Here is an 8238-nt window from a genome sequence, read left to right as displayed (position 1 = left end):
GCTCAACCCCATGTATACGATCAACAAGATCATGTGGTGGCGCGACAACGAGCCGCAGGTCTTCGAGCGCGCGTGGAAGTTCCTGTGCTACGAGGACCTGACGGCGTTTCGCCTCTGCGGAGAGCCGGCGATTGACTACTCCCTCGCCGGGCGCACCATGGCGTTCGATGTCCGCGCCGAGCGCTGGTCGGACGAGATACTGTCCCGTGTTGGTCTGGAGCCCGAGCGTCTCGCCGCGACCGCGCCGAGCGGCGTCGTCATCGGTAAGGTGCGCGATGAGTTGGCAGGCGAGTTGGGCCTGCCGCGCGGGGTCGCCGTCGTCACCGGCGGGCACGACCAGCCGTGCGGCGCGCTCGGCTCCGGCATTGTCGAGCCGCGCATCGCGATGGACGCCACCGGCACCGTCGAGTGCATCACCCCCGCGTTCTCGGAACTCAACCTGAGCGATGCCATGCTCGAATCGAATTACTCCTGCTACCACCACGTCGCCCCGGGGATGTACATTACCCTCGCCTTCAACTTCACCGGTGGGTCGCTGCTGCGGTGGTATCGAGACACCCTCGGCAAGCAGGAGCGCGAGGACGCCGAGGCGGCGGGCATGGACGTCTACGAGATCATGATCGGCCTGGCGACGAGCGGCCCGTCGCCGGTGATGGTGCTGCCGCACTTCACCATCACGGGGACGCCGTGGCTCGACCCGTTTTCCAAAGGCGCCATCCTCGGCCTGACCCTCGCCACGACGAAGGCCGATATCATCAAGGCGCTGCTCGACGGCGTGACTTTCGAGATGCGCCTCAACCTGGAGCACCTGGAGCGCGCGGGCGTCGCGGTCGAGCACATCCGGGCCATTGGCGGCGGCGCGAAGTCCCCGACGTGGCTTCAGCTCAAGGCCGACGTCTTCGGGCGGCCGGTGTCATCGCTGTCGGTCTCCGAGGCGGCGTGCCTTGGCGCGGCGCTCCTCGCGGGCACGGCGGTGGGGGAGTACTCCTCGCTCGCCGAGGCCGTCGGCAAGACAATCAGGGCCGTCAAGACCTACGAGCCAAACCCGGAGACGGCGGCGCAGTACGACGAGCGTTACGAGATCTACCGCCGGCTCTATCCGACGCTGCGCGACGTGATGCATGCACTGTAACCGTAACGACGCCGTCCGCGAGACGAACCGCGCCGGATCCTCGCGGGCCTTGCGCTGCCTGCTCCTGGCAGCGGCCGTGCTGCTAGTGCTGACACCGCGCGGCAACTCGGCGAGCGCTGGCGACACCGACCCACGCAGTGTAGAGCAGAAGGAGTCGACGATGAGCGACGCCCGGAAGCAAGCCGCACACCGCACCCGCCGTATTATCATGAACAATGACGGCAACGACGCCTGGCGCCACCAGCCCGGCGAGCCGAAGACTCCAGAACACTTCCTGAGCAAGCGCACCTCCCCGCTCGTCGGCTCGCACGTGGACGCCATCTTCTACTGCACCGGCGTCTTCAACGTCTACACCCACCACAGCGACGAGACCGAGTTGCGCGCACACGCCGACCGCGGAGTGGACGACTGGGCGCACGAGCTGATCAAGCAGGGCCGCGACTCGCTCCGGGTCATCACCGACTTCGGCCACGAGCATGGCATGGAAGTCTTCTGGTCGATGCGCATGAACGACACCCACGACTCCGGCGACGCGGCGCTGTTCGCGGAATGGAAGACGGCGCACCCCGATTACCTCATGGGCAAGAAGGGCGACAAGTTCCCCTACGGCGGGGGCCGCTGGTCGGCGGTGGACTACGCGATTCCCGAGGTGCGCGACAAGGTCTTTCGCATCCTCCACGACGTCTGCACGCGCTACGACGTGGACGGCATGGAGTTGGACTTCTTCCGCCATCCCGTGTATTTCAAGCCGCAGATGACCGGCGACCCGGTGACGCAGGAGCACTGCGACATGATGACCGAACTGATCGCCCGGCTGCGCGCGATGGCTGATGAAGTCGGCACCAAGCGCGGCCGCCCGCTGCTCATCGCGGTCCGCGTCCCGGATTCCGTCGGCTACGCCAAGGCCATCGGCCTCGATCTCATACGCTGGCTCGACGACGGCCTGATTGATATCATCGTCGGCAGCGGGTACTTTCACTTGGAGCCGTGGGAGAACTTAGTCGCGCTCGGCAAGCGCTGCGACGTCCCCGTGTACGCATGACTCAGTGCGTCGCGCGTCGTGAGCCCCAGCCAGCCCGAGAAGCAGGGCACCATCGAGGTCTGGCGCGGCGAGGCGCTGCGCGCGTGGGAGGCCGGCGTCAGCGGCATCTACACCTTCAACCGGTTCAATCCCCATGACCCAATCTTCCGCGAACTCGGCGACGCGGAGCTACTCAAGACGCTTAAGAGGACGTACGAGTTCAATCCCGGCAAGGCCATGGACGCCTGGCTCAAGGACGGCAGCCACTTCCTGGAGCAGGACAGGCCTGGGGCGTGAGGTTGCTGCGTGATGCGCGTGTGCGCTCGTCACCGGCCGAAACTGTCGCCCTGAGCGCTAGCGAAGCTTGCCTGCCAGAGGCAGGCTTGCCAGCCAGCGGCGGCTTATCATTTACCCGCATCTTGTTTGCGCCGCCGTGGGGCATGCGAGATGGGCTCTGAGGGTGTACACGGCTGCAGCTTGACTCGCCGTCATTGTGGAGTGCGGCGATTAATCGCCGCTTTGCACAGCGGGAGTGAACTCCCGCACTCCATAAGGCGTTCCTTGCCGACCCATTCTCTCGGCATGCGACGCCCACCCTTTCCGGTGGCGCCACGAGGGAGAAGTGGGTAATGGTAAGCCCGTGGCGGGGGGTCTTGCCTCGGTGGGTTTCAGCCGTTTCGCTCGGATTGCAGGGCAGGGGTTCGGATACCCTGTGTGTACTGTTGAGGTGAGGAGAAACCGATGATCTCTGGCAGCAGCTTGAGGTACGCGGCGGCTGCAGCGCTTCTACTCATGTGCGTCGCCGCCGGCGGCGCGGTGATCGGGGGCCAGATCCCCCAGGACGACTATCCATATCCCATGGGCAGGGAATTCCCCCTCGGCCTGTACTCCCTTGAGGTCCGGACCGAAGAGGAGCTGCTCGCGCTCAGGGACCAGGGCTGGAACATGGGCCACACCTATGGCGAGCAGGTCCCGCTGATGGACAAGCTCGCGCGCGCCGGCATGTTCGCGTTCGAGAATATCAGCGAAAAGGAAGAAGCCGCCGCACAGGCCGAGATCGAGCGGCTGGCGGCGTACGACTGTCACGCCTGGTGGGATCTACCCGAAGAACGCCGCTGGTGGCGCGAGGACGAGTTCAGTCTCATCAAAGACCTCAGCGCGTGGACTCGCAAACGCGATCCCATGCGCCGCCCGAACTTCATGTACATCCCCGGCCATTACTCCGCCGACGACATCGCCCGCTATGTTCCGTATCTCGATATCATCGGCGCGGGCGCGTACACGGAATACGCCCACCAGCCGCGCGCGTGGGTACGCTGGCGCGTCGAGTCGGAGATCGAGGCGATCAAGCAGGCGGGGTTTACGGTCGGCCGCGATTATCTGAACGGCGAGCGCGTGCCCATCGCGGTACTGATGTGCTTCCAGCAGGGACGCTACGAGGGAGGCAATTACATCGCCGACCTCAAACAACACGACATCATTACGCCCGTCGAGGCGTATCACGATTTCTACTGCGCCCTCGCCGCCGGCGCCCGCGGCGTCCTCGTGTTCTCCTACTATCACCGCAACGACCTCGATGTCCTGCGCGAGACATTCGCGGCGTACTCCAAGGCGGCATCAGAAGTGATCCGGTCAGAACTAGGGCAGGCCCTGCTGTTCGGCGAGGCGGCTCCCGTCACCGTGGAGATCACCAAGGGTCCGCAGCGCACGTGTTCGTTCCGCCCCGTCCGGGCGGAGGAAGACATCAGTTACCCGTCGGTGAACGCCCGCGCCGTGCGATGGCAGGGCAACTTGTACGTCATCGCGGTCAATTCGGCGGAGTTTGCCGCGGGCGTGAGCGCGGTCCTTGCGGGCCTGCCTTCCGGTGTCGAGCAGGCCGAGGTCATGTCCGAGGATCGCACGGTGCCGGTGAGCGACGGCCGGTTGGCCGACGACTTCCCCTGGCTCGGCGTGCACGTGTACCGGATGAGCACCACCGAATCGCCCTGACCGCGGGGCCGGCGCACGCGGCCTCGCGACCACATCTGGTGGCGCAAGCGTCTCGCTTGCGACGGCTCGAAGCCCCGCGCCCATCAGCGCGCGCTCAGGGCAGGCGCCGACCGCGCAAGATGCAGGGCGGGCGTGCCCACGCCCGGCGCCAACCCCTCGCCCTTCCAGGGAGAGGCCCCGACTCGTCGGGGGTGAGGGTGACACGGAGACGGTTGCGCAGACGCGGCGGCTTTCGGCTCTCTTCGATTACCGATCACAGGTGCCCTTGACGCGCTCCCGCCGACGCACTATAGTGTGAGTGTCCGCAGACCAACTGCGGGCCTCATCCGGGATAGCCGAGGTGGCGCCGTGGTTCAGCGCACGTACGAGACTGAGCAGTCCGCACACAGCTACCCCCACGGCCTTCTCCCGCCGGCAATCCACTCTCACCCTAGAGCACTGATCGCTTTCGCCGTCATGGCATTGCCTGTGTTCGCTTGCGCCGATTCGAATCCGCTTTCCTCAACCGTCATGACAGGCGGGCTCTCCGCCGCCGACCGGTCGCTCGCTGCCTGAGAGCGGGATGGAGGCGAAGACGATGGCCAGGAGCGGTGCACGCAGCCGCAGTCGCGGTATGACGTTGATCGAGCTGGTGGTCGTGATCTTCATCATCAGCATGCTCGCGGGCATAGCACTGCCGGCGATGTGGCAAGCTCGCCAACGCGCTGCGAGCACTCTCTGCGTGAGCAACATGCACCAGGTGCTGCTCGGTCTGCAGATGTACTTGATAGAGTACGAGGAGATTCCCCTCAACATACCCGGCAAGCTCTGGTGGACGGAGGCACTGGCGCCGTACACGAAAAGCCGCGATGTCTTCCTGTGCCCCGCGGATTACACGCACGGACAACGCTACCAGCGGGGCATCCCATGCAGCTGGTTCTACCTTTACAGCCGCAGCGTTGTCACCCACTTCGACGCAGAAGGCCAGTGGCTAGCTCCTGAGTCTCCTGTGTGTCTATGCCGCTGGCATGAAAGCAGGAGTCAGATACAGATCATTGGCCGGAAGGACGGGTCCATCGAGGTCGCACCGCTCGGGAAGTACCACACGATACGAGCGGTGTTCGAGTGACGCGGGAGGTGTTGACAGTGAAGGCGGGCACGGCAAACGGCATCACCCTCATCGAGCTGCTGGTGGTGATCTTCATCATCAGCGTGCTCGCGGGGGCGCTCGTGCCCATGTTGTCGCGGGTGCGAGAGCGGACACAGAGCACCTACTGTGTGGCGAATATGCACCAGGTCTTGCTTGGCCTCCGGATGTACCTAGCTGACTACCAGGAGATACCGATGGATCGCGGAGGCATGGTCGTCGTTGATGCCGAAGTCATCAACCCGGGTATCGATTGGATTTCCGCAGTGAAGCCGTACGTTGCAGGAAGGGACGTCTTCCTTTGCCCCGCGGACCACACGAAGGGAAGATTCCAGCAGCCAGGTATTCCGTCTGCCATTCCGTGCAGTTGGGACTACTTGTATACTCCCGCTGCGTGCGCCTTCTATGGCTGTGAGGGCAAGATTGTTGCCGCTGAATCGCCTGTACTCAACTGCTTCTGGTGGCATCCGGACGTCACTATCATAGGACGGAAGGATGGATCCGTAGAGGTGGCACCGCTCCATAAGTACCGGGAGATACATGCCATACTTGAATAGCAGGGACCGTGGGCAATGAGCGACTCGACGCGAACGCGCGGCATCACATTGGTCGAGCTACTCGTGGTGATTTTCATCATCAGTGTTCTGGCGGGCGCGCTCGTGCCCGTGCTGTGGCGAGTTCGAGCGCGCACGCGCAGCACATACTGCGTGGCGAACCTGCACCAAGTCCTGCTGGGGCTGCAGATGTACGCTCTTGACTACGGTGAGGTGCCGCTTGACGGGGGAGGCTACGATAAGGAGAAGGGCATCGAAGGCATCAAGTGGGGAGCAGCCGTGTTGCCCTACGTCGGGGCTGAAGATGCCTTCCTGTGCCCTGATGACCCCAACAACGGTGAGATGTATACACCGTGGGCCGGCATCCCATGCAGTTGGCCATACCTGTACACCATCGCCGCGGTCGAGGATTTCCAGGGCCGAGGAAAAGCAGTTGCCTCCTATTCTCCGCTCATGGGCTGCGCGTGGCACAGGAAGGAAAAAGTATTCATCATCGGTCGGAAGGATGCCTCCGTCGAGGTCGCCCCAACATGGAAATACCCGGGCGGAATATGCGCTCTGTTCGAGTGATCTCGCGGCGCCTGTCCGCACAGGCACGCGCTGGCATATCAATCGAGCCGTTAGACCTGGAGGGAAGGCCATGAATCAGGAATCGCAGCAAGGCGGGGAAGGCCGTCGCTCCGTCCAGTTTCCTCAATGGCTGGTCACCGTCATCGTTGTGCTTGCCGTGGCCGCAGCCGGCGTCCTCGTCGGCATCTTCGTGTCCAGCCGCGCGCTCGGGGTCAAGTGGCCGCCGCCGAAGCCGACCCCTCAGGCGACCTGGGAAGAGCAGGTCGGACAGTCCATGAAGGCCGACCCCAAGCTCGGCGCGACGATCGAACTGCCGGAAGTCGAGGATCTGGACAAGCGCAAGGTGCAGTTGCCGCTGCCGGGCGTCTCGGCGCTGATGTACGTCGAGAGCTATAACGTGGGCGACGAGGACATCCGTGTGATGGAGCGAGAGCTCGCCGCTTATCCGCAGGTAAAGACGTGCGTGGTGTTCATGCTCTCCGATCCCGAGATGGTGCGTCAGAAGGCGCAGGAGAACGGGTTCCGTTCGCTGTTCCTGTACGACCGGGCGGGGCAGATGCGCGACGCGCTGAACGCCTTTGACAATGCGCGCGTCTATATCTTCGACCGCGCGGGGCGGCTGGTGTTCATCGAGAACCCCGCGGACGACGATGAAGACATCATCGCCAAGGCCAAGGCGGCCGTCGAGAAGGCTTTGAGCGGCGACTGAACCAGACGCAGCGCGCCGAGCGGGACAGCGCGTTGGAGTGGCGCCGCCGCCGGCGAGGGAGGGCACGGACATGCACCGCACCCCGAACGCCAAAGACGACGTCGGCATGACCCTCGTCGAGCTGCTGGTGGTGATTTTCATCATCAGCGTGCTCGCCGGCGCAATGGTGCCGGTGTTCTATAGGGTGCAGTCGAAGTCACGAGAAACCTGGTGCATAAGCAACATGCGCCAGTTGTTGATGGCCCTTCAGATGTACCTGGCTGACTATGACGAGATACCGCTGAACGATGCAGGGCGCGTTGTCGAAGGCGATGAAGTCATTCGCGAGGGTCTGAAGTGGGGAACGACCATATACCCATACGCTGGACGAAATGAGGAGGTGTTCCTGTGCCCCGTGGACCCCACGCGCGGAGAGAAATACCGCCATAGGGCAGGGCTTCCCTGCAGCTGGGCCTATCTATACTCGCGTGGCGCAGTAGAACACCTCGACGGCCGAGGGAAGACAGTTGCTTCCGAATCGCCGGTTCTTATGTGCCACTGGCACTTCGGCGCATATGGGATCTTCGCTCTGGGTCGGAAGGACACCTCCGTGGAGCTTGCGCCGCGCCACAAAGCGCTGCCGCTACATGTGGTGCTTGAGTAAAGGAAAGCGATCGAGAAGGCGGCTGCTAACTCCTGGCGCAGTCATGTCGTGCGCTGCGCGGAAAGGAGGCGACAGCGCATGCTGTGGGTAGGTCGGGCCGGGCGACGGGTCTGGCTGAACGACGGGTAATGGAGAGACGCGCCCCCGACGGCTAGCAGGATGGACAGGAGGCACAGTCAATGAGGCGGACGGGCCAGACGTCCCGCAATGAGGGTATCACGCTAATAGAGCTTCTGGTTGTTCTATTCATCATCAGCGCGCTGGCGGGAGCGATGATGCCGCTCTTCCTGCAAGTCCGGCAGCGCGCTGATTTGGACGTATGCCTGAGCAATATGCGTCAGGTATTGATTGGTCTTCAAATGTACACGGCGGACTGCGGGGTGCTGCCGCTGCATGGCGCAGGCTGGGTGGGTGCCGACACGGGACCCACACTGCAGCCTGGGGTGGAGTGGGATGCCTCCGTTCTGCCATATGTGGGAAGCGAGGAAAGCTTC

10 protein-coding genes are annotated in these 8238 nt (G+C 63.7%); all 10 read left to right on the top strand.

All coding sequences use genetic code 11. The annotated features are described in order from the left end of the window. A partial coding sequence (locus tag JSV65_04875; protein ID UCH35686.1) for a hypothetical protein occupies positions 1 to 1132 on the top strand: 1132 nt, incomplete at its 5' end. A 160-nt stretch (positions 1133 to 1292) separates the two neighbouring features. Then, positions 1293 to 2174, top strand: a complete 882-nt coding sequence (locus tag JSV65_04870) for a family 10 glycosylhydrolase (GenBank protein UCH35685.1) — start codon at positions 1293 to 1295, stop codon at positions 2172 to 2174. Between the two features lie 18 nt (positions 2175 to 2192). Next, positions 2193 to 2450: a hypothetical protein gene (locus JSV65_04865; protein UCH35684.1), complete on the top strand. Its 258-nt coding sequence runs from the start codon at positions 2193 to 2195 to the stop codon at positions 2448 to 2450. A 444-nt stretch (positions 2451 to 2894) separates the two neighbouring features. Continuing rightward, positions 2895 to 4142, top strand: a complete 1248-nt coding sequence (locus tag JSV65_04860; protein UCH35683.1) for a hypothetical protein — start codon at positions 2895 to 2897, stop codon at positions 4140 to 4142. 577 nt (positions 4143 to 4719) lie between these two features. Next, positions 4720 to 5250 (top strand): prepilin-type N-terminal cleavage/methylation domain-containing protein, encoded by a 531-nt coding sequence (locus JSV65_04855; protein UCH35682.1) that lies wholly within the window; start codon positions 4720 to 4722, stop codon positions 5248 to 5250. Positions 5251 to 5261: 11 nt separating this feature from the next. Next, on the top strand, positions 5262 to 5825 hold the full coding sequence (locus tag JSV65_04850; protein ID UCH35681.1) for a type II secretion system protein: 564 nt from the start codon (positions 5262 to 5264) through the stop codon (positions 5823 to 5825). A gap of 15 nt (positions 5826 to 5840) precedes the next feature. Next, positions 5841 to 6392, top strand: a complete 552-nt coding sequence (locus tag JSV65_04845; GenBank protein ID UCH36703.1) for a DUF1559 domain-containing protein — start codon at positions 5841 to 5843, stop codon at positions 6390 to 6392. Between the two features lie 70 nt (positions 6393 to 6462). Beyond that, on the top strand, positions 6463 to 7101 hold the full coding sequence (locus JSV65_04840) for a hypothetical protein (protein UCH35680.1): 639 nt from the start codon (positions 6463 to 6465) through the stop codon (positions 7099 to 7101). Between the two features lie 70 nt (positions 7102 to 7171). Continuing rightward, positions 7172 to 7744, top strand: a complete 573-nt coding sequence (locus JSV65_04835) for a type II secretion system protein (GenBank protein ID UCH35679.1) — start codon at positions 7172 to 7174, stop codon at positions 7742 to 7744. Between the two features lie 179 nt (positions 7745 to 7923). Beyond that, a partial coding sequence (locus JSV65_04830; GenBank protein UCH35678.1) for a prepilin-type N-terminal cleavage/methylation domain-containing protein occupies positions 7924 to 8238 on the top strand: 315 nt, incomplete at its 3' end.

It is taken from the genome of Armatimonadota bacterium (assembly GCA_020354555.1).
Classification (GTDB): Bacteria; Armatimonadota; Hebobacteria.
The sequence above is the reverse complement of the archived record's forward strand: the minus strand, read 5'-3'. Positions and strand labels throughout refer to the sequence as shown.

Coding starts and splice junctions, on each gene's coding strand:
- JSV65_04870 (UCH35685.1), top strand. CDS start 1,293: ATGAGCGACGCCCGGAAGCAAGCCGCACACCGCACCCGCCGTATTATC.
- JSV65_04860 (UCH35683.1), top strand. CDS start 2,895: ATGATCTCTGGCAGCAGCTTGAGGTACGCGGCGGCTGCAGCGCTTCTA.
- JSV65_04855 (UCH35682.1), top strand. CDS start 4,720: ATGGCCAGGAGCGGTGCACGCAGCCGCAGTCGCGGTATGACGTTGATC.
- JSV65_04845 (UCH36703.1), top strand. CDS start 5,841: ATGAGCGACTCGACGCGAACGCGCGGCATCACATTGGTCGAGCTACTC.
- JSV65_04840 (UCH35680.1), top strand. CDS start 6,463: ATGAATCAGGAATCGCAGCAAGGCGGGGAAGGCCGTCGCTCCGTCCAG.
- JSV65_04835 (UCH35679.1), top strand. CDS start 7,172: ATGCACCGCACCCCGAACGCCAAAGACGACGTCGGCATGACCCTCGTC.